This is a genomic window from Bacillus sp. NPDC057893 (genome assembly GCF_042796455.1).
Lineage (GTDB): Bacteria > Bacillota > Bacilli > Bacillales > Bacillaceae_G > Bacillus_A.
In genome coordinates this window covers 536,175-558,601 of sequence record NZ_JBHVNG010000002.1, presented here as the reverse complement: position 1 = coordinate 558,601, position 22,427 = coordinate 536,175, and the positions used below count along the sequence as shown (strand labels likewise).

The 22,427-nt window shown below is 34.5% G+C and carries 21 protein-coding genes and 1 riboswitch; of the genes, 3 read left to right on the top strand and 18 right to left on the bottom strand.

Features of this window, described 5'->3' with window-relative positions; all coding sequences use genetic code 11:
• Positions 1-14: 14 nt before the first annotated feature.
• From queE to queC, 3 genes are read right to left on the bottom strand one after another with little or no spacing between them, the layout of a single operon-like run.
• Positions 15-731: a 7-carboxy-7-deazaguanine synthase QueE gene (gene queE / locus ACFVQC_RS11495; RefSeq protein ID WP_377890590.1), complete on the bottom strand. Its 717-nt coding sequence runs from the start codon at positions 729-731 to the stop codon at positions 15-17.
• Positions 724-1,215: a 6-carboxytetrahydropterin synthase QueD gene (gene queD, locus ACFVQC_RS11490; RefSeq protein WP_002011526.1), complete on the bottom strand. Its 492-nt coding sequence runs from the start codon at positions 1,213-1,215 to the stop codon at positions 724-726. The genes queE and queD overlap by 8 nt, the downstream gene beginning before the upstream one ends.
• Positions 1,215-1,877, bottom strand: coding sequence for a 7-cyano-7-deazaguanine synthase QueC (gene queC / locus ACFVQC_RS11485; protein WP_377890592.1), 663 nt, complete (start codon positions 1,875-1,877; stop codon positions 1,215-1,217). The genes queD and queC overlap by 1 nt, the downstream gene beginning before the upstream one ends.
• A 93-nt stretch (positions 1,878-1,970) precedes the next feature.
• Positions 1,971-2,014, bottom strand: a riboswitch (PreQ1 riboswitch).
• Between the two features lie 208 nt (positions 2,015-2,222).
• Between queC and ACFVQC_RS11480 the strand changes: the two genes are divergently transcribed.
• Positions 2,223-3,431 (top strand): ATP-binding protein, encoded by a 1,209-nt coding sequence (locus ACFVQC_RS11480; protein ID WP_377890594.1) that lies wholly within the window; start codon positions 2,223-2,225, stop codon positions 3,429-3,431.
• A 9-nt stretch (positions 3,432-3,440) separates the two neighbouring features.
• Here the strand turns inward: ACFVQC_RS11480 and ACFVQC_RS11475 are convergent, their stop codons facing one another.
• From ACFVQC_RS11475 to ACFVQC_RS11460, 4 genes are all read right to left on the bottom strand, one after another.
• A complete protein-coding gene (locus ACFVQC_RS11475) occupies positions 3,441-3,557 on the bottom strand; it encodes a DUF6254 family protein (RefSeq protein ID WP_377890596.1) in 117 nt (38 codons plus the stop codon).
• A gap of 181 nt (positions 3,558-3,738) precedes the next feature.
• Positions 3,739-4,272, bottom strand: a complete 534-nt coding sequence (locus ACFVQC_RS11470; protein ID WP_002149622.1) for a DinB family protein — start codon at positions 4,270-4,272, stop codon at positions 3,739-3,741.
• A gap of 138 nt (positions 4,273-4,410) precedes the next feature.
• Positions 4,411-6,105, bottom strand: coding sequence for a M3 family oligoendopeptidase (locus ACFVQC_RS11465; protein ID WP_377890599.1), 1,695 nt, complete (start codon positions 6,103-6,105; stop codon positions 4,411-4,413).
• Positions 6,106-6,265: 160 nt separating this feature from the next.
• Positions 6,266-6,712 (bottom strand): MarR family winged helix-turn-helix transcriptional regulator, encoded by a 447-nt coding sequence (locus tag ACFVQC_RS11460; RefSeq protein ID WP_000203343.1) that lies wholly within the window; start codon positions 6,710-6,712, stop codon positions 6,266-6,268.
• Between the two features lie 194 nt (positions 6,713-6,906).
• On the opposite strand from ACFVQC_RS11460, the gene ACFVQC_RS11455 reads away from it, so the two are divergent.
• Positions 6,907-8,403: a DUF3149 domain-containing protein gene (locus ACFVQC_RS11455; protein ID WP_377898395.1), complete on the top strand. Its 1,497-nt coding sequence runs from the start codon at positions 6,907-6,909 to the stop codon at positions 8,401-8,403.
• Positions 8,404-8,432: 29 nt separating this feature from the next.
• On the opposite strand, the gene ACFVQC_RS11450 is transcribed toward ACFVQC_RS11455, so the two are convergent.
• Positions 8,433-8,714, bottom strand: a complete 282-nt coding sequence (locus ACFVQC_RS11450; RefSeq protein WP_002011543.1) for an aspartyl-phosphate phosphatase Spo0E family protein — start codon at positions 8,712-8,714, stop codon at positions 8,433-8,435.
• Positions 8,715-9,204: 490 nt separating this feature from the next.
• Between ACFVQC_RS11450 and ACFVQC_RS11445 the strand changes: the two genes are divergently transcribed.
• Positions 9,205-9,975, top strand: a complete 771-nt coding sequence (locus tag ACFVQC_RS11445) for a divergent polysaccharide deacetylase family protein (RefSeq protein WP_002158732.1) — start codon at positions 9,205-9,207, stop codon at positions 9,973-9,975.
• A gap of 63 nt (positions 9,976-10,038) precedes the next feature.
• Here ACFVQC_RS11445 and cbpA read toward each other — a convergent pair whose 3' ends face one another.
• From cbpA to ACFVQC_RS11395, 10 genes are all read right to left on the bottom strand, one after another.
• Complete coding sequence (gene cbpA / locus ACFVQC_RS11440) at positions 10,039-10,662, bottom strand: cyclic di-AMP binding protein CbpA (RefSeq protein ID WP_002140932.1); 624 nt, start codon at positions 10,660-10,662, stop codon at positions 10,039-10,041.
• A gap of 125 nt (positions 10,663-10,787) precedes the next feature.
• Positions 10,788-11,417, bottom strand: a complete 630-nt coding sequence (locus ACFVQC_RS11435; protein WP_377890603.1) for a class II aldolase/adducin family protein — start codon at positions 11,415-11,417, stop codon at positions 10,788-10,790.
• A gap of 246 nt (positions 11,418-11,663) precedes the next feature.
• Complete coding sequence (locus tag ACFVQC_RS11430) at positions 11,664-13,922, bottom strand: NEAT domain-containing leucine-rich repeat protein (protein ID WP_377890605.1); 2,259 nt, start codon at positions 13,920-13,922, stop codon at positions 11,664-11,666.
• Positions 13,923-14,411: 489 nt separating this feature from the next.
• Positions 14,412-15,194, bottom strand: a complete 783-nt coding sequence (locus tag ACFVQC_RS11425; RefSeq protein WP_377890607.1) for a DeoR/GlpR family DNA-binding transcription regulator — start codon at positions 15,192-15,194, stop codon at positions 14,412-14,414.
• 40 nt (positions 15,195-15,234) lie between these two features.
• On the bottom strand, positions 15,235-16,419 hold the full coding sequence (locus tag ACFVQC_RS11420) for a saccharopine dehydrogenase family protein (protein WP_377898394.1): 1,185 nt from the start codon (positions 16,417-16,419) through the stop codon (positions 15,235-15,237).
• On the bottom strand, positions 16,416-17,513 hold the full coding sequence (phnW, locus tag ACFVQC_RS11415) for a 2-aminoethylphosphonate--pyruvate transaminase (RefSeq protein WP_377890611.1): 1,098 nt from the start codon (positions 17,511-17,513) through the stop codon (positions 16,416-16,418). The genes ACFVQC_RS11420 and phnW overlap by 4 nt, the downstream gene beginning before the upstream one ends.
• A gap of 15 nt (positions 17,514-17,528) precedes the next feature.
• Complete coding sequence (phnX, locus tag ACFVQC_RS11410; protein WP_377890613.1) at positions 17,529-18,323, bottom strand: phosphonoacetaldehyde hydrolase; 795 nt, start codon at positions 18,321-18,323, stop codon at positions 17,529-17,531.
• A gap of 21 nt (positions 18,324-18,344) precedes the next feature.
• Positions 18,345-20,102 (bottom strand): putative 2-aminoethylphosphonate ABC transporter permease subunit, encoded by a 1,758-nt coding sequence (locus ACFVQC_RS11405; protein WP_377890615.1) that lies wholly within the window; start codon positions 20,100-20,102, stop codon positions 18,345-18,347.
• Positions 20,103-21,104 (bottom strand): putative 2-aminoethylphosphonate ABC transporter ATP-binding protein, encoded by a 1,002-nt coding sequence (locus ACFVQC_RS11400; protein WP_002149646.1) that lies wholly within the window; start codon positions 21,102-21,104, stop codon positions 20,103-20,105.
• Between the two features lie 19 nt (positions 21,105-21,123).
• Entirely contained in the window at positions 21,124-22,200 is a 1,077-nt protein-coding gene (locus ACFVQC_RS11395; RefSeq protein WP_016104247.1) for a putative 2-aminoethylphosphonate ABC transporter substrate-binding protein, read from the bottom strand.
• Positions 22,201-22,427: the final 227 nt, after the last annotated feature.

The following is a 22,427-nucleotide window of genomic DNA, read 5'->3' as shown; positions in this document are numbered from 1 at the left end:
AACATCCCTTCTCATTATACCCCTCGTTTATTTCCCCATACTAACGCATGAAGCTGAGGCAGTACTTTCGCATCATTCATTTCTTTACAATTCACAGCTTTTTCAATAAGCCATTCATATTTTTCTAATAAGTTTTTTATAAGCACCGCATCATCCACTGTTTTCGTATCATCATTTCCTACTTGTAAGAAAAATGGTACATTCGGATAACACTCGTGCATCTTAACTGCATATTCAAAATCTTGATCATCGAATACTACTACTTTTAAACTAAAATCTTTCTCTGCTAGTTTATGAATAACAGAATCTAACATCTGAAAATCTGTTTGCATAGTTGAACTTGGTGGTTTTGGAGAAATCGTTACCTCATCAATTTGAAGCAACCAATCTTGCCATTTACTCCCTTGCGTTTCTACCGCTGTTCGCATTCCATTCTCCTTTAATATAGAAAGAAGAAATTGCATATTTTTCAGCAAAACAGGATTTCCACCCGAAATCGTAACATGAGAAAAATTTTCTCCACCAATTTCTACAAGCTCATTCCAAATGTCTTCCGGTGTCATTTGTTTAATTTGATCTTTGGCCGATCCATCCCATGTAAAAGCAGAATCACACCAAGCACAGCTATAATCACAGCCCGCTGTACGGATAAACATTGTCTTTTGTCCTACAACCATCCCTTCTCCTTGAATGGTCGGACCAAATATTTCTAAGACGGGGATTTTACTCATCGAGCATCCACTCCCGTCTTACTTCCGCATAACTAGTCGGCGTCTCAAAAAGACGAACAAATTCAACACGAGCTCCCTTGTATTCGTTCGCACGATTATCTTTCGTTAATGCTTCTGCCATCTTTTCATAGATCCAAACGACCATATTTTCAGCAGTCGTATTCATTTCTGGCAATGTTTCGTTTAAATAACGATGATCTAAATAAATTTCTATTTCATTTTTCCAAATCTCTTTTATATCTCCAAAGTCAATTGCAAGGCCTATTTCATTTACATATCCGCTAATTCCAAATACGACTTTATATGTGTGACCATGTAAATTTTTACATTTCCCTTCATAGCAGTGTAAATGGTGCGCTGCATCAAATGTAAATTCCTTGCTGACCATTACTCTTTTATTATGATATTTGAGTTGTTCACGCTGAATATCCTTGTCCATTTTTTGCAAATTTTCTACGATGCGAAATCCAAAAAAGTTATCCATTAGTTGCTCGCTCCTTCGCGTTCTTGTAGATACGTTTCTAATCCTGCTTTACGAAGTTGACATGCTGGACATTCACCGCAACCATCACCAATGATTCCGTTATAACATGTTAATGTTTTTTCTCTAACAAATTCAAATGCTCCAAGTTCATCAGATAATTTCCATGTCTCTGCTTTATCAATCCACATAAGTGGTGTATGAATAACAAACGGATAGTCCATAGATAAATTTAATGTAACGTTTAATGATTTCACAAACACGTCACGACAATCTGGATAACCACTGAAATCAGTTTCACATACACCCGTTACAATATGACGTGCTCCAACTTGTTTTGCTAATACAGCCGCAAATGATAAAAACAGTAAATTTCGTCCATCTACAAATGTTGATGGCAATTCACCTTCTTCATGTGTAATCTCCATATCCGTTCTCGTTAACGCATTTGGAGCAAGTTGATTTAATAAACTCATATCTAGTACCGTATGTTTAATTCCTAACTCTTTCGCGATTTCCACTGCACAATCAATTTCCAACTTATGACGTTGATTGTAATTAAACGTTACAGCTTCCACTTCTGCAAACTGTTGTATTGCCCAAAATAAACATGTTGTACTATCTTGTCCACCACTAAAAACAACAACTGCTTTTTCTTTTTTCATTTCACTCATTCTCCTTCTCTACTACGAATAAGAAGAAAGAACGTTCTTGAACTGTCACAATAAAAAAACAAAACAATACCTAATGATATTGTTGTTTCCATAGTTTTTTATAGAGGGAGTTCGCGAACCTCTCCCATGCAGTGCACGGAATTTCTTCTTTCATTGACAAAGATTATTGTAACATATTGTATACTACCAGAAAAAATTTCTGATTTTTTCCGCTATTTCATATTTCATTTCTTTCATTTTATAGTATGATTAATTTAATGTGAGAAGAGAGGAGGCATCCCACTGAAACTCTTTATTATTTATCTCTTTTTAAATATATTATCCATCCTTGTTACAATGCTTGTATATCATTTATTTTGGAATCAAAAAGGGAAACGCTCTCCTAAATTAAATTCAGCTATATTTATTGTATTATGTTGCCTCGCTACCATACTATGTATCACTTTCGCAGCAAAAACAAATTATGGATTTCAATTTGATATGCGTCATATCGTATTAATTGTCGGTACATTAACAGGTGGTCCTATTGCCGGTGCATCCATCTTAGCTGTATTAAACATATACCGCTTTTTATTAGGAGGGGTAGGTGTTTTCCCATCCTTTATCGCTTCGGTTCTACTATTCATTGTTCTACTATTAACATACAAACTGTTTAACCGAAGTTCTAATCGTATAAAAATAGCACTCGCTATCTTCTACAGCCTCATATTCGGATTTGGCTGGATACCATTTTTCCTTTCAGAGGTTACAAATACGGCAGATTATATACCACATATTATCGTGTACGAACTATGTACGATGCTTGGTACAATCCTTATTTTATATTTGCTACACATATTACAAACGCAAGTTCGTCTCCAAAATGAACTTATGAATGCTGAAAAATTTCATTTAATCGGTGAAATGGCAGCTTCCATCTCTCATGAAATTCGCAATCCTTTAACTTCAACGAAAGGATTTTTGCAACTTTTACAATCGGATACATGTTCTGAGGAAGAACGAAAATTATATATCGACATAGCCATCAATGGTATCGAACAAGCAAATCATGTTCTTACAGACTACTTAACTTTTGCAAAACCGAGTATTGAAAAAGAACAACAATTACAAGTAGAGGACGAATTACTTCATGCGTTGTCTTTGATCACACCTCTCGCCAATTTAGCAAATGTTCGTATACATTACATAAAACAAAGTACATCCTTCTTTATAGCTGGTGAAAAGCAAAAGCTGAACCAATGCTTATTAAATATTTTTAAAAACTGTATTGAGGCTATGCCTAACGGTGGTGACCTTATTCTTACATTAGTTCCAGATCATAAGCATATACAATTATATATAAAAGATACAGGTATTGGTATGGATCAAGAACAAGTAAAACGCCTTGGATCACCTTTCTACTCAACGAAAGAAAAAGGGACCGGACTCGGAATGATGGTCGTCTTCAGCGTCATTCAAGCAATGGATGGAAAGATTGATATTATAAGCGAAAAAGGTACAGGTACAACTTTCTTATTAACTTTCCCACTCATACAAAAAACGTGATGAAGTTCATCACGTTTTTTCTGTTCCTTCAACTAATTCTGCAAAAGCTTTCACCTTTCCATGTGGCTTTTGATTTTCTTTCCGAGCTTTCCATTCACGCTCTTCTTCTCTCTTTTTCTTTGACATACTTTTCAACTCCTTTTTCTCTTCCTCATGTAGTATTCCAAAATAAGAAATAAAACTATGCATGAGTAAAAAAGGAAAAAGAAGCGGTTCGCCGCTTCTTTTCCTTTTTCCCGCTATTTGATGGCAGCCCGATTGTTGCGGACTAATAATCAGTGATATGCCCCTTGATTAAAGTTTTACTTTACCGCTGTAAAATTGCATGTTTCGCTTCTTTTAGCTGTGTAAGATGTCTTTGTTCGTGTAAATCCAAAAATTGAACCCATTGATATAAATTCAAATCATTAAAAATAGGATGTTTTAATCCATTTTCAAATAATTCTTTTTCATCTATCACACTATGAAGTGCATGAAATAATTCTTGTCGTGAATGTTCTAGTAATTGAATTCCTTGCAGTTTTTTCATTAATGTTTCTGTTGGTTTCATTTGTTGAGGAGCTTCTCGTTTATGTGTGCGATCAAGCGTAAGTTGGAGGTCTTTAAATGGAGCAAGTTTTCTTTCTTTTTTTTGCAAAGCATATACAAGGGCAGATGTGACAGACTGTTCAACTAAATGCAAATGATGCAAAATTTGAATAATACTCCATTTATCACGGCGTGGCTTTACATTCACCTCCGTATCATTTAACATTTCAATTTCTGATAACAGCGTGCTTCGTGTAGACTGTAATGAGTGGACTAAAGTTTCTAAACTAACATCCATATTAGATTGAAGCATAGTGCTTTCCCCCTTTTTGTTGGTGAAAAGGGGTGCTCCCCATTAGAAACACCCCTAAAATAATTCTGAATTTTCTTTTATTATCTCATCATTTTTCCATTATGTCGATGTTAAACATGTGAAAAAAGTGCATGTTTTTTACAATTTTGTGTCGTCAACAGCACGTAACCACTCTTCAATTTCTGTAATTACACTTTTTACACACCCTTCAGCGAATGGTGATGTTAAATTTGCAACTTCTACTAATTCTAAGAATGATTTACTTCCACCTTGCTGACAAAGATTCACATAATCTTCCCAAGCCTCTTGTCTATTATCTCTTGCACGTTTCCAAAATTGCAGTGCACAAATTTGAGCTAACGTGTAGTCAATATAATAGAACGGTGAGCTATAAATATGGCCTTGACGTTGCCAGAAACCACCACGCTCTAAATAATCATTATCTTCATAATCACGATGTGGTAAATACTTCTTCTCTATGTTACGCCATGCTGACTTACGTTCCGCTGGCGATGCTTCTGGATTTTCATATACATAATGTTGATATTCATCTACAGATACACCGTACGGTAAAAATAGAAGTGCTGAACTTAAGTGTGAGAAGTAATATTTATCCGCATCTTCTTCAAAGAATAACTTCATCCATGGCCATGTAAAGAATTCCATACTCATTGAATGGATTTCACACGCTTCATATGTTGGCCAATTATATTCTGGAATTTCATACTTGCGACTTTCATATACTTGGAAAGCATGACCAGCTTCATGTGTTAATACATCAATATCACCAGACGTTCCATTAAAATTTGAGAAGATGAATGGCGCTTTATAATTCTCGATATATGTACAATATCCACCACCAGCTTTTCCTTTTTTCGCAACTAAATCTAATAAATCATTATCAAGCATGAAATTAAAAAATTCATCTGTTTCAGCTGATAATTCTTTATACATCGTTTTCCCGTGATTAATAATCCAATCGGCATCACCTTTTGGAGTTGGATTACCTGTAGCAAACTCAAAGTTTTCATCATAATAAGCGAGCTTTTCTACACCAATGCGTGCTTTTTGTCTATTTCTTAACTCTGTTGCAACCGGAACGATATAATCTAATACTTGCTGACGATAGTTCGCTACCATTTCAGCGTTATAATCTGTACGATACATTCTTGCATATCCTAATTCAACAAAGTTTTTAAAACCAAGTGTTTTTGCGATTTTCGTTCTCACTTTAACAAGCTCATCATAAATACGATCTAACTCTTCCTCATTCTCAGCTAAAAATCCGTAGTATGCTTCACTTGCTGCTTTACGTTCGCTTCTTTCTTTTCCTTGCATAAACGGAATAAGTTGCGATAACGTTCTTTCTTCTCCTGCAAAGTCAATTTTTGCAGATGCTAATAACTGTGTATATTGTGAAGACAATTTATTCTCTAATTGTAAATCTTTCACTACTTCATCTGAATATGTTTTTAAATCACATTCAGCTAGAGCAAATAATTGCTTTCCATAATACGCTTCTAATTCTTCACGGAATGGAGAATTAATTAATGCCTTATAATATTTTGTTCCATAGCCTTGCACAACTGGTGAGTATTCATCAAAGAAATCTTGCTCTTCCTTATAAAAAACATCTGTCGTATCAACAGAATGACGAATGTAACAAAGGTTCCCCATTGTACCAAAATCATTACGAATTTCATTAATTGAATTAATTACTTGTTGTTGTTCTTCAAGCGTTTTTGCCTTATCGAACTTTTCTAAAGCAACAATAAACTTCTCTTTTAATTCTTCAATATTTGGCCGTTTATATTCATAGTCTTTAAATGACATGAACGAGCCCCCTCTCCATTATATGCATCATTACTATAATTCAATGCTTACTTACAAATCTCCTCTTATTCTTCAGCAAAATGCGGTAGATGATGTCATGAATATATACACACAAAAAAGCCTTGGATTTCTTTATCCAAAGCTTCTTTGGAACATATCATCATTTTTCATACTTTCCAATTTTTTTTAATAGATCAAGTAATTCATCCTTCTCATCCTTCGTTAACATTTCAAAAGACTGATGTATAACTTGCTCATGACCTGGAAAAATAGAAGCAATAAAGCTCTCTCCAGACTCCGTTAATTGCGCATAAATAACACGCCTATCATTTGGGCATGGAATTCGTTTTACAAGCCCTTTTTTCTCTAGCTTATCTACAACGTATGTAATGCTGCCACTTGCTATTAAAATACGCTCACCGATTTGCTGAAGTGGTTGGCCTCCTTTATGATATAGTAATTCTAATACAGCAAACTCAGTTGGATTTAATCCGTTACTTTGTATGGATTTATTTGTAGTATCCATAACAGAACGATGTACACGGGATAATGCAATAAATACTTTTAAAGATTGAGAAATGTCTTCTCGCTCATTATTTGATGTCATACCATTTCAACCCTTCACTTAAATTCTCCGCAACAAAAAGAAAAGCAATGTAGTACTTCATTACAATTTCCGAATGAATATTCACTCATCCCTTTTCCTCTCCCTAATATAATGCAAATGATTCTTGAATAAAAACATGACAATTTTAACATAGTTTATATATAATGATAATAAAAAAAGAAGGAGTACCAAATTTGAAAGTCAAATTACAAAGTATAGTTTTTTACATACTGCTTGTTATACTGCCAACGATAGGGATTGGTGCCACATTTTTTTCGTATCACACTTATCAAATGAAACAGGCAAACAAACTATCTGCTCATACTGTTCTCTTTTTATATAGAGACTATTTAGACCATCACCTTGGTGAAGCTATATCTGCCTTAGAAATGCTCGCAAAAGTCGTAGGGACCGAAACTGGGAACATCAATGGGATTAAACAGATTGTACATGATACCGATGGAAATGATGAACGTTTTTCCGGTCTATATTACGCTACGACAGATGGGATGATTACAATCGCATCTGAAGGTGAATCAACGCATGTTGATGTCTCTGACCGCCAGTACATTCAAGATGCATTACAATCTAAGAAAACAACTGTATCATCAGTTATTACAGATCGCGTTCTTGGGCATCAAGCTATTATGATTGCTTCGCCAATATTTAATAAACAAAAGGAACTCTCTGGGTTATTGTTAGCTAGTTTACGCTTTGACTACATTTCATCCTCTTTAAATGCTATTAAACCACAATATCATTTCGAAGTGACTGATAAACATAATGTAGTTTTTCTAACCGATGATAATAATGAATCAAGTGATGAGCATTCTAACATGCTTACTACCCCACTCCAAAGATTAAACTGGAAGGTCTCTGTTTCTCCATTACCTATTCATCAACAAACCTTATACCAGTTAGTTTCAATAGAATGTATAGCTACTTTATTTTTAATGTCTATTTTATTTTTACTTGCTCAATATATGTTATTAAAACGGCAAACAAAACTAGAAAGACAACAAAATGAACTACAGAAGATTGAATTGGTTGGAACTTTTGCGGCTAGTACAGCTCACGAAATCCGTAATCCCCTTACTGGAATTAAAGGACTCGTTGCACTGTTAAAAGAGAAATATAAAAATGAACAGGATCAGTTCTACTTTTCAGTAATTGAACAAGAAATTGAACGTATTAATGAGATTGTAAGCGAATTTCTTATTCTTGGAAAGCCAACTGCCATCATTGAACAAACATATGATGTAAGAACGATTCTTAATGAGGTAGCAGTAATTATTCAATCTGAGGCGAATTTGCATAATATTATATTCCATTTACATTTGCCAGACCACCCTGTTCATATACGTTGCTCAAAAGACCATATGAAACAAGTGGTTTTAAACATTACAAAAAATGCAATTGAAGCTATGGCTTCTGGTGATACATTAACCATTGTAGTAACAAACAACGAAAAACACGCACAATTGCAAATTATTGATACTGGAAAAGGGATTCCAAAATATATTCAAAAACACCTCTTTCATCCGTTCTTTACTAATAAAGATACTGGAACAGGTCTTGGGCTTGTTATATGTAAACGAATTGTAGAGATGTACAATGGGCATATATTTATTGATAGTAAAGAAAACAAAGGAACGACAGTTCATATAGAGATTCCATTACACATAGTATAATTATCCTTATCCTAAAAGGGTAATTATACTTATTTCATAAAACCAGCCACAAACATTCTCCAAAAATTGTTCGATTTCCCTTCATACCCAATTTGAAAAATAGGAACCTTTATAATTGAAAACCATTTTGGTGTTTGTTTTTCTTTGTAACGCTGATACTGTACGATAAGCTTGTCCAATTCTTGACTAACTTGAATTGTCTCCATACTATTTAACCCACTTGTTAATCCTAAATGAATCATTTCTTCACGTTTCATATGAATATCATGCGAAAGCTTTTCTAATGTGTACTTCCTTTTTACAGTAAACATCCATATCCCCCTTATTTTTCTTCGATACTCTCAACGTCTCTTCTAGTTTAGCCCTTTAAACACTTAATCCTATTTGAATTTGAAGAATCAGAAAATTTAACATTTTCCCCCTGTAATTTACAAATCTTTACCCTCACTTTGAGAATTATTACAAATTATTCTATCTTTGTAAATACATTCGCAATAATAGACATTTTTTTCATCTTCTTTTTTAGCAAATACCAAGTAAACTGCGGATTCTCTATTTTCCATATACTTTTCTTCGACATTTTTTGTTTAATTTATATAAAAACGCAAAACATAATGATGATTGATAAAGTGAAACTTTAATCAGTAGAGGTTTTGTTCATCCCCACTGATTATTAGTCCTCACCAATCGGGCGTTTACGAGCAGTGGATCCCCCACCTAACTTCTTTGCTCCAGCCGAATTTTGAGGTGGGAGTCTTACTGCCCGCAAATAGCGGAATAAAATAGAAAGGAAATATTTATATGCGTAAATATACTATTACATTTCTCGTCTTCACCTTGTTCATACCCTTCTTCCTATTTCCTATTCAAGCAAATGCTCATACGAATAAGGTTGCTATTGTCATCGATGATTTCGGTAATAATATGAAAGGCACAGATAAGATGTTATCACTTCCTATTCCACTCACTGTTGCTGTTATGCCATTTCTTCCTTCTACTAAACAAGATGCAATAGCTGCCCATAAAAAAGGGCATGAAGTTATTATACATATGCCAATGGAACCAATTAGAGGAAAAAAAGAGTGGCTTGGACCAAAAGCGATTACAACAGATTTAAGCGATGAAGAAATAAACAACCGACTCGAACAAGCAATTCAAGAAATACCTCATGCAATAGGTATGAACAATCATATGGGATCAAAAGTAACCGCTGATGAAAGGATTGTACGTCTTATACTTTCTGCCTGTAAAAAACACGGTTTATTTTATTTAGATAGTAAAACAAACCCTAATAGTGTTGTCCCAAAAATCGGGAAAGAATTAGGCGTGCCTATTATTGAAAACCAATTATTTTTTGATGATGTATATACGGTAAGTCACATTTCAAAACAAGCACAATTACTCATAAAAAAAATCCAAGACAAACCCATTATGGTAGCTATCGGACACGTTGGGGCTCCAGGCGAAATTACATCACGTGTTATAGAAACTTCTATTCCTAAAATTCGTGAGCATGCAGACTTTATTTTTTTATCTGATTTAGCATTGTCTCCACCTTCTGTTTCAAAATAAGATTCATTTCTCACACTAAACAAGGTACCTATCTACATATAGCAGATAGGTACCTTGTTTAACTTAGATATAATCTACATGACTCACCCTAAATCCCTTTTTCTCTATCTTTTCAATTAATTGCTTTAATTTTTTTTCATTTAACTCATCCGATATATTTACGATAACACGGCGAATATATTGATCACCGTTATCAAGCGTAAACAGTCCACCGATATTATATGCTTTTAATAATGTCCCAAGCTCTTTAATTGTTCCCTTACAATCTTGTGTTGCAATTGTTAATATATAACCACCCGTCCGCATACCGAACGAATCCTCAATAACATCAAATACATTAGAATGTGTTAAAATGCCGACAAATTCATTATACTCATTTAAAACCGCTAAAAACGGGAGACGACGAATAACGTAAAAAGCTCTAAAAAAAGAATCCTTTTCAAAAATAAACGAATTTGGATTTTCCAGTACATCTTCTGTACTTACATCCTCTAATCTGCTATTACACTTCTTTTCTAAAAGATCTACTTTATAAATAATCCCCGTGAATTCCTTCTCATTTTCTGCTAATACAGGGATTGCGCGGAATCCCGTTTCATTCATAATTTGTAACGCCTTTTCACCAGAATCATTCGTTTTGCAAAATGTCACCTGCTGTTTTGGCAGAAAATGATATTTAACTCGCAAAATATGTTCCTCCTTACATGTCAACATGTAATCTATATATAATAAGGAGACCTATATTTTATGAGTGAAATTTATTTTTAAAACGCTTTCATTTTTATAGAATGATAATATCTGTGAATACATCCTTATATAACAGAACTTTTTGCCCCTTTTATCATTAAAAGCTTTACGTGATAGTTCATTAAATACTCTATACCTTCCAACCATTTTTTCGCTTCTTCTGGGGTTTTCCCCCACACGATCATTCCGTAATTATGAACAAGTACTACTCCGCCACCTTCAATAAAATTCGGAACATTACTTTCTAATAAATCAGCGAATTTTTTTTCATCTTCTACAATTGGAATTGTCATTTCTGTAATACCTTCTTTTCCAAAAACACGTTCCACACTGCGTTTTTCGAATGTTACTTCTCCTTCTTTCCCATATAGCTCTGACATTAAATGACTATCTACAGTTTGCACTTGTAAAATACATTCTGCACTACTTTTTTTATAAATATCCGCATGCATAAATGACTCTGTAGCTGGTTTTTCTTCGTTTTCAAATACTGGCTCACACATGCAATTTACGACAATAAAATCTTCTTCAGAAAATACCCCTTTATCTCTTCCCTCTACATTCACTAAAAATGTTAATGGCTCTTTTGACGTACACATCGATAAACTAATTTTTGTACCATAAAACCAATCGCGAAGTGCCAATTCTGCTTTCACATCTTTTAATTCGTTCCATTTCTTCAGAAAAAATAACATTTCGTCACCCCCGGCGTAATATTAATATAATGTTAAAATCCTTTCTATGTAAAAGGAATGTTTTTTGATTATTCTAAAAATTTAATTGAATTATCACACGAGAATACCTTTTTGTCAATATGGTTTCAACGCTCCTCGTAAAAATAGGCTGCTCACATGCCAATACCGCTGTCTATGTCCTACTTAATTTTACAATAAAAAATACGTTATTCTTCTAATGAAAGAATAACGTATTTTCCCCATTTATTATTTAATTATTGCGTTATATAAAAATTGTGCGTATTGTTCACGTGTTACGAAATCATCACCTAAAAAATCACCTTTGCCGTTACCTTTTGATACTTTATTATCCACTAAAGCTTTCACATATCCTTCCGCCCAATGACCAGATGGCACATCTTTAAAGCTCTCTACACTATTTTTATTTTCCTTTAACTGGAATACTCTTTGTAATACCACTGACATTTCATAACGAGTTAATACTCCATCTGGACGGAACTTATCATTACCGTATCCTGTCATAATTCCAGCTTGTACCACTGCACCAATAGCCTTTTCATACATATTTCCTTTCGTATCTGTAAACATCGTTTTTTGTTCTAAATCAGTGTCTAATTTTAAATACCTTTGTATTAGAAGTGCTACTTGCCCGCGAGTAATGTTGTCACCAAATCCAAATTGCCCATTTCCATAGCCTATAAATAACTTTTCTTTCGCTAAATAGTTAATTGCTTCTTCTGACCAATGACCCTTTGGCACATCTTTAAATTCAATTACTTCTTCCGCTACTTTTTCATTTACAACATTTTGAATAACAGAACCAGTGAAGAAAATTCCTGTATCCGCAAATGGATCTTTCACTCCAAATTCATATACTTTCTCACCCGGTGTACTCCATTTAACTACACCGTTACTATACGTGCCGTCATCACTCTTCAGACGAATTTTTGTAGAGATTTCACCATCTTTTTCGTATATAGGTACTCTTACTTCCTTATTTACTTCTGTTTCCTCTAAAAATACTTTTTGATTTTGAACATTGATATAAGCTGTTTTACTTAGTTCTATAACTGGTCGAACATCGCGGATTTCATTTGCAACAAAACTTAGAAATACTAACTTTTTCAAATTGCTAACTGGTGTTAAGTCTGAAATATAATTTGCTTCTAAATCAAGTTTTTGTAAGTTTACTAGACTTGATAATGGAGTAATATCCTTTAACTCATTGTTAGGTAAGTTTAAAACTTTCAACTGTGTCATCTTACTTAGAGGAGTAACATCTTTTATTTCATTTTTCCCAATCCATAACTCTTGTAATTGATTCAATTGATCAATTCCTGATAAATGTTTAACTTTATTACGCGTTAGTACTAAATCTTTTAACGGTAACGTATAAAGCGGTGTAATATCTTCAATTTGATTTCCTGCTAAAGATAAGTATGTTACATTTTTTAACTTACTTAACGGAGCAACATTCGTAATTTTATTATTTGCTAAATTCAAGTAATCTAGTTGTTCCATTTTCGCTAATTCTGTTATATCTTCAATTTGATTTCCTGCTAAATATAAACTTGTTACATTTTTCATTTCCGTTAATGGTGCAACGTTCGTAATTTTATTATTACTTAAATCAAGAGAATCTAAATTATCCATCTTAACAAGTGGTGTTACATCTACAATTTCATTAGCGCGTAAAGCCAAATGTTTCAATTGCTTTAAGCTCGTAAAGAACGACGGATCTTTTATCTTCGCATTTGCAACTGTTAAAGATTTTAAATTTGGCATATATTTTAATGCATTATACTCAAGAATCTCATTCGTATTTAAAAACAAGTCATTTACTTGTAATAACTCTTCTTTCGTAATTGGTGTATTTAAATCTTTTCTATTAAATACTTTTTTATTAACAAGTTCTCTTAGTTTCTTATCTGTTATCATGTTTTGACTATCAACTGGAGTATCCGTTTCCGTATTGCCTGAATTAGAGTTATCATCTGGTTTCTCTGTTTCTTTGTCGCCTAAAGTTGGATCTTTAATTTCAAATTGAACTTGATATTTGTGATCATATCCAATAGCCGGAATAAGTATATGCATTTGCATATTATGTTTCTTCTCAAATTCACCAATTTCAAATTGAACTACTTTCGTCCCATTTTTCCTCTTATCTTCTGACAAAACTTTCACATCATGAAATACACCTGGTTGGTTTCTATCTTCTATTCTAAGATATTGAAAATAATCGCTATCTTGTACTGTTGCAGTAACAATTTTTTTCCCGTCTTCAATCGCTACTTTAGGATTTTTTATGTACTGAGAAACCATAGATGGCTCATCTTTTTGATCCTTATATATTTTAATCTCAGTATCGTATGTGCGATCACTAGCTGCTGCTACCGACTGGTTTGCTTCAATTTTTATTGCTGCTAATGCTGGAGTAGAGTATGCAGCAAATGGAATAGCTAATGTCGTTGCTACTACTAGCGCCTTAATATAACTTTTTTTCAAAATAATATCCCCTTGTCTTATATAATTTTTAGCAATTGATAACTTTTATCAATTACCTACAATTAAATGATAATGAATATCATTATCGTTGTCAACGAGAATATTACATTAAAATTATATTTCCGACGATAAAAAATAAAAAAAACCCTTTATTCAAAGGGCTTTTTTACCTATCGTATGAAGGATTTCACTTTTTTCTTTTTCATTAATAACACCGAGTTTTTGCAAAACATTCGCGTACAATACAAGCTTATTATATACCCGTTCCGACATTCCCGTCCCCTCTTTCCTCCAGCCAACTTTTTTTCTATTGGTAAATTATATGAAGGAAATGAGAAAATGTGTCCACTTTTTTGCACGAATGCAAATCTTTTCTCTCACTATTCGAGAGCATATCAAAATTTTGTTAAGTAAGTCCAACTATCCATAAAAGCTTGAGTGGCTAGTCCTTGCTAATAATTAACGAGAGATGGAACCTCCCGCCGCTTACTAGCAAACTGTCCATTGAATATTATGCTTTTTAACTTCTTCTTCAAAACTATATGGCATTTTCTTATCACAAATAACATGTTGAATACGAGAAAATCCTGCTATTCGGTAGTTCCCTTTTACGCCTACCTTTGTATGATCACATAAAATATACGTTTTCTCTGATAATTTAATCATCGCTTCTGACAGTTTCGCTTTTTCTAATTCAAAGCTAGAAACCCCAAAGCTAGGTAACAATCCATCAATCGAAACGAATGCTTTATGAAAATGAAATTGATGAATCACTTGCTGCGAAATAGACCCCGACACACGTGAATGTTTTGGAGATACTTTTCCACCAATAAATAAAACCTCACCGTGAAACATCTTTTTATTAATAGAAGATATTAATTGTGTCGCTACTGGAAAAGAGCTCGTAACAATCGTTAAATTTTTACGATGAACAAGATATGGCACCATTTGAAGTGGTGTACTTCCATCATCAATCGCAATAACATCTCCATCTTCCACAAACGTTGCTGCTTTATACCCAATTCTTTTCTTCTCTTCTATATGCAGCATCTCTCGTTCTAACATCGGTGCCTCTATCCCAGCTCCCGGAAGTTGAACGGCTCCACCATACACTTTCTTCAATTTTTTTTCACGATCTAATTCTTCTAAATACCGACGAATCGTCTCTGTTGATACTGCGAACTCTCTCGCTAATTCTGAAACTTTTACTTTCCCTTTAAACTCTACCTTTTCAAGAATTGTCCTCTTTCTTTCTTCACCTACTACAGACATAGCCTCACCCCATTTATATCTACCTCATAAACTGCCTTACTTATACAAAGTTATAATTTTCTTTTTCAATAAAAATCTCTTCATGAATATAAATACCGCGCTTTTCTAGTTCGTCAAAAATAATTTGTGGATTTTCGAAAGCTTCTTCAGGAGTAATAACACCGAATTTATCAACTACTCCTTTTGCAATTAACTCTGTAGCGATTCCAAATGGGATACCAACATTTCTTGTATAGGCTCTTAATTTCTCCCAACCTACTACAGAACCGTCAGATAGCGGATGTGTATGGTGTAATACATGTCGCTGTTTTTGATTATTTTTCATACCTACTACTTCTACATGAAGTGCATAACCATAAAGCTCTGTTGCTTGCCCTTCTTTCGATTTTAATAGATACTTCGAAATACAATCCATAATACCAATTTCTTTACCGTTTATTTCAATTTGATCATTACGCAATATACCATAATCATATAAAGCACGAACGAGCTGCATATTTTGCTCTGGCCAAGTACCTCTCGTTTCTATCAGCCCAACACCTTTATCCTCCAGTGCCTTCGCTAACGTAATCGTTTCTGAATGCGGGATGATATACTGCATTGTTTTTCCGTAAGGCGCTGGTAATTCAATTTCTCTTGGACGCGCAAACGGAGGTACTTGCTTAAATTCACCATCTTCATACACTGTACGCGATGGTAAATGTGGATCATATTCATATGTCGTTGTTTCTGTAATTGATGCAGAAAAAGCAATCGGACGATATGAGCCATGGCTTACTCGAACTGACTCTACAGTATCTAGCTGATTTACTGCATGCATAGCCATCATTTGCGTTACACCTGGCGTCATACCAAACCCAGGTAAACATGTTTTTCCGTTTTGAACAAATATAGAATGGGATTTATTTTCTTCACCAAATCCATTTAAGTTCACACCGTGACAGCCGGCATCTGCGATACAGCGAGTAGACAAGCCATTTAACTTTATCGTCGTGCCATCCATTACAATGTCATAGCCCTTCATTTTTGCAACGGTATCTTCATAGTTTGTCACGTCGACTTTCACAAAATCAACACGAGGATCGTTTAACCACTCTACTACTTTTCGGCCTTCCTCTTCATTAAAATCGGCTACCGTAATCGTCTCAAAAGATGAAAATTGAACTAAATCTAAAATTGCTTCACGACAAATTTTACCTGCTCCACCTAAGCAAAATACTTTCACCCTATAACAACCCCTTTAGCAATACTATCAACTAAGCGATTAATATCTTCTTCATGTACATCACCGATATTTCCAATGCGGAACGTATCTACTTTCGAAATTTTACCAGGATAAATAACAAATCCATACTGCTTTAATTCGTTATATAATTGCTGAAATTCAAATCCTTCACCTGGATAAATGAAAGATGTAATAATAGAAGATTGATATTTTTCATCTACTAACGCTCGAAAACCAATTTCTTTCATTCTATTAACTAATAGTTTTTGATTGTTATAATAGCGATTGTAACGGGCTCTTACCCCGCCTTCTTCTTCTAATTCAAGCAATGCCTGATAGAAGGCACGTACAATATGGGTTGGTGAGGTAAAGCGCCATTTCCCATTTTGCTCTTCCATCGTTTCCCACTGATCATATAAATCTAATGATAAAGAACGAGCTTGCCCTTTGCATTTCAATAATTCATCACGATTTGCGATGACAAAACCGAATCCGGGAACACCTTGAATACATTTATTCGCACTACTAATTAGAAAGTCAATTTGCAACTCAGCGATATCTATTTCAATACCACCGAAACTACTCATCGCATCAACCAGTGTAATTTTTCCGTATTGTTTTCCCAATTTACATACATCTACAATTGGATTAATAATACCTGTAGTTGTTTCACAATGAACAACTACAATATGCGTAATCTCTTTATCTTGTTGCAATAACTGTTCTACTTCTGCAATATTAGTAGGCTCCCACTCTTCTGTTTGACTGACCACCACATCTATATGTAACATCTCTGCCATTTGTACAATCCGCTTACCGTACGCACCATTTGTACAAACTAGCAGTTTTCCGTTTCTAGGAATAACAGAACCAATTACTGCTTCAACCGAAAACGTACCGCTTCCCTGCATTAAAACTGTTGTGTACTTTTCTTCTTCCTTTGTCGCTAACGATACAAGCCTATTTCTTACATCTTGCACCATCGTGTTATATTCAACATCCCACGTACACCAATCGTATAACATAACTTCTTTTACAGTTTTTGTTGTCGTTAATGGTCCTGGCGTTAATAATAAATAATGATTTTCATTCATGACCCTATGCCTCCTTTATGAAATAATAAGTTCTTGTTTCTCGATATGTTCAATTACGTTTTCGAGCTCCTGCATCGTTTCAATTGTAAAATGAGCCCCATTTTCAACGAAACGATTACGAACTACTTCTATTTTTTCACGAAGCTCTAACGGATCCATATTCTCAACTTCCTCTTCCGTTAAACCGAGCTCACTACTACCGAGGATTACACCAACTGTCCACATTCCAGCATTTCTGCCCTCTTTCATATCTGATACGGTGTCTCCAACTTTTATCATATGATTCATTGGATATACACCTAATTCCATCGCATTTTTATAGCACATCCACGGATACGGACGGCCTGCTGGAACATCATTTGGCGTCACAAGAAAATCAGGTTTATACCCTTGTATCTCTGCTTCTTTTGCAACAATGTCCATCATTTCTCTCGTATAACCAGTTGTTGATCCAATTTTAATGTCTCTTTCACGTAGTGAAACAACCACTTCTTTTACTCCATCAATTGGCGTGGCATAGTACGGTAAAATAGCAAAGAGAATTTCTTCAAATTCTTCATACATCTCATTAATGTCTGCTTCTGTTGGTAATTGTCCGAAGACATGCTTCCACTCATTTGCAATACGAGGCATTTCTGTTAGTGCCCTTACATGATCTATTTTTAATAATCCCATTGGCTTACGTGCTTCTTCTGCTGTAATTTCAACACCGCGTTTATGAAAAATCTTCATGAATACTTCTAATGGTGCAAAACATCCGTAATCAACTGTCGTACCTGCCCAATCAAAAATAACTGCTTCAATTTTCATTCTATCCATCACCCTTCTTACTTATCTTTTTTGCCATTGTGAAGTTCGGTTACGAAGTGCTTTCGTTCCCCATTCATATACAACTCTCACTACAATATTTGTAACAACAATAAGTACACTCATTGCAGCTGCTGGTGCTACATTTCCTGCATCATCCATATTTACAATTGATACAGCAGCTAGTTTAAAATCAGCCGCGTATAAGAACACTACTGCCGATACAGTTACCATTGAATTTACGAAATAGTACATAACCATTTCTAAAATAGCTGGTAAACACATCGGTACTGTTACTCGAAAGAAAGTTTTATAGAATGGTACACTCATCGACTGTGAAACAAGTTCAAACTCTCGGTCCAGTTTCTTTAAAGCAGTCGTTGCGGTAACAAACGTTACAGAGTAAAAATGAATGATATTTACTAATACTAAAACAGCAATTGTCCCATATAAGGAATGAAACGGATTTGTTACTGAAAGTCCTAGAATTTGAATTGTTGGTTGACTGAAGAAAAAGACATATCCTAATCCAAGTACTAATCCAGGAATCGCTAACGGTACAATAGAGAAAAAGTAACCTACTTTCCTGAAAAAATGTAGCTGTTCTATTTTTTCAATCGCATAAGCAAACACAAATGTTAAAATCGCCCCGATAACTGCCGTAACGACTGAGACAATTACACTATTTTTAAATGCTTCAAGTCCGTCTCCTGTCAAACTTGAAAAATTAAAATGTTCAAGTGTAAAACTCATATTGTAGGGCCAAACTTTCACACTTGCAGCAATACCAACTGCCACAAATAAAAGACTGATCATAAGCGTTATTACGCTACAATATACGAATGAAATAACATCTCTTTTCTTATTATTTATTATTCTGTATGGTACTGCTTTTGAAGATAAGAGATTCGCCTGTTTCCTTTGCGTAATACGATCAACTGCAAATGCGAAAATAGCTGGGATTAATAAAATCATTCCAACAGTTGCGCCCATGGACATATTTTGCTGTCCAATTACTTGCTTATATACGTCAGTAGCAAGTACGTTATATTGTCCTCCAACAATTTTCGGTGCCCCAAAATCAGTAAAGCTAAGTGTAAATACAACGAACATCGCGCTAATTAATCCATATTTCACACTAGGTAAAGTAACCGTAAGAAACTGTTTCACTTTACTTGCACCTAACATATTAGAAGCTTCATATAAACGATAATCAGAACCTTGAAAAGCAATTAATAAAATAAGGAATGCTTGTGGAAATGTATACATAACTTCAGCTATTACAATTCCTACTGGTCCATATAACGGTATTTGTATTCCTTCAAATAAACCGAACATCCCTTTTGTTATTAACCCTTGATTACCAAATAAATATGTAAGCGCAATACCATGCATCATCGTCGGTGCAAATAATGGCAATAATGCTATGTATTGAAATACGCGCTTTCCAAAAACATTTGTACGAGCAATTGCATATGCATAAGCGAAAGCGAGTGTAACTGAAATAATTGTTGTAGCGCCCGAAATCCATACCGTATTTTGTAATGATTGAACTAGCGTTGGTGTTGTGAAATATTTACTGAAATTCGCAACACCAACGAAAGCTCCGTCTTTATCATAAAAGGCTTGTGTAAACAGTTGTAATAAAGGCAATACAAGCATGATAAAAAATGAAAGAAGCATACCAATAATTAATAGTCTTTGTATCCACTCTTCTTTACCGATACGTCTCTTAATCTTTTTTTTCGTACTTTCCACCTTAAAGTTTTCTAACATCTCCATCTATACAATGACCTTCTTTCCATATGACAACATATGATTTTCTGAGAAAGAGATTTGAATTGACTTTCCTTTTCTAATTGCAGTCGCCTCTACTTCTGATGCCAATATATCCACTACAATTTTCTCGTTATAAAGGTGTGTTTTCTCTTCTATGACCCGCACTTCCGTCCGATATACAGACCCGCGAAATTCCATGCTTTCTACAACTGTTTTAATACCATTATTTTGTACAACTGTTACATGTTCAGGACGAATTGCATGTTCTTCGTTATTTTTCGAAAAGAAATTAATAGAACCAATAAAATCTGCCACAAACGGATTGGCTGGTCTTTGATAAATCTCCTCTGGTGTCCCAATCTGCATAATTTCCGCATGATTCATTACAACAATTTTATCAGCCATCGTTAATGCCTCTTCTTGATCATGCGTTACCATAATAGTTGTTACTCCCACTTTTTCTTGCAAATCACGCATTTCTCTACGCAATTTTTCACGCACTTTTGCATCTAAAGCAGATAACGGCTCATCAAGTAACAAAATATCGGGAGACAGAGCGAGCGCACGTGCAAGTGCTACTCGCTGCTGTTGTCCACCAGACATTTGAGCAGGATATTTATCTTTTACATTCATCAAATCAACAAGTTCTAACGCCGATAGCGCTTTCTCTTTTACTTCTGCTTTTCCATATTTTTTTGTCTTTAAGCCGTATTCAATGTTTTCAAGTGCAGTTAAATTCGGAAATAATGCATACGATTGAAAAACCATTCCGAAGTTCCTCTTTCCAGGTGGTAATGCTGTAATATCTTTTCCATTCACAGCAATACTACCTGTTGTTGCCTCTTCTAGCCCTGCTAAAATTCTGAGCAACGTCGTTTTCCCACAACCACTTGGGCCTAATAAACAAACAAACTCATTTTTTTTCACAGTAAAAGAAATATCTTTTAACGCTGTAAATGCATCAAACTGTTTTTGAATGTGTTGAATTGATAAATATTCGCTCATTTTTCTCTCTCCCACTCACTTACTTTTTCGGTTCTGCTTTTTGGCCAAACTCTTTTTCCCATTTTTCTAAAATTTTGTCGCGATTTTCTGCTGCCCATTTAAAGTCATTCTTTTTATATAACTTTTCTGTCACATCTTTAGGGAATCCATCTGGAAGTTTATAATCATTTTTAATTGTCGCAAATCCATTTTTCTCGAAGTATAACTTCATTACATCATCTGTAATTGCCCAATCTAAAAATGCTTGTGCTAATTTATCATTTTTTGCATTATCTTTTTTAATAAGTGCATTCGCTTCTACTTCCCAACCTAATCCTTCTTTCGGCAGTACAACTTCAACTGGTGCACCTTTTTGTTTCTCTTTCAAAGCACTATAAACCATTGACACACCAACTGGATATTCACCCGCTCCTGCTAATTTCGCTGGTTTTGAACCTGAATGAGTATAAGTTGCCATATTATCATGAAGTTTCTTCATGTAATCCCAGCCCTTATCTTCTCCCATAATTTGTAGCCATGCAGAAACTGTTAAAAATCCTGTTCCAGAAGAAGCTGGATGCGGCATAACTAGCGTTCCTTTATATTCTGGTTTCGTTAAATCTTCATATGATTCTGGCATCGGTAAATTTTTCTTCTTTAATTCTTCTTTATTTACAGCAATCCCCGTCATAAATGCCGTATTACCTACCCATTTTTCTGGTTGCTTATCATCTTTAAATTGCGGAAGAACACGATTTGCTCCTTTTGGAGAGTATCCTTTTAACATATCTTTTTTATCTAAAGCTAATAGACTAGACGCTGCAGTTCCCCATACAACATCTGCTTGTGTATTTTTTCCTTCAGCTAGTAATTTCGCTGTAATAACTCCAGTTGAATCACGAACAATGTTCAACTTCACGTCTGGGTACTTCTGTTTAAAAGAATCAAGATAAATCGGTACAAGCTCTTCTTCAATCGCTGTGTAAATAGTTAATGATCCAGATAATTTATCATCTTTCACTTTTGCTCCAGCACTTTCTTCTTTCTTTGCACCACACCCCATTAATAACGAAAATACCATTCCAGTTGCTACAGCCTTAAAGATTGTTTTTTTCACTGTCTCTCTCTCCTTTTACAAATCTTATGTACAACTCAAATATAAACAACTAGTGTAAAAGCAGTATTAAACCAACATTAATCTTTTGTTTGTTGTTTGTTTTTGTGTAATACGTTGCTACTTCTATGTTTTTTCGCATTTTTCTGCTAATATCTAACGTGAAATTTACAAATAATTAAAAAAACCTTTATAATCCCACAAAAAAATGAGGCGTTTGTAAAAAACGC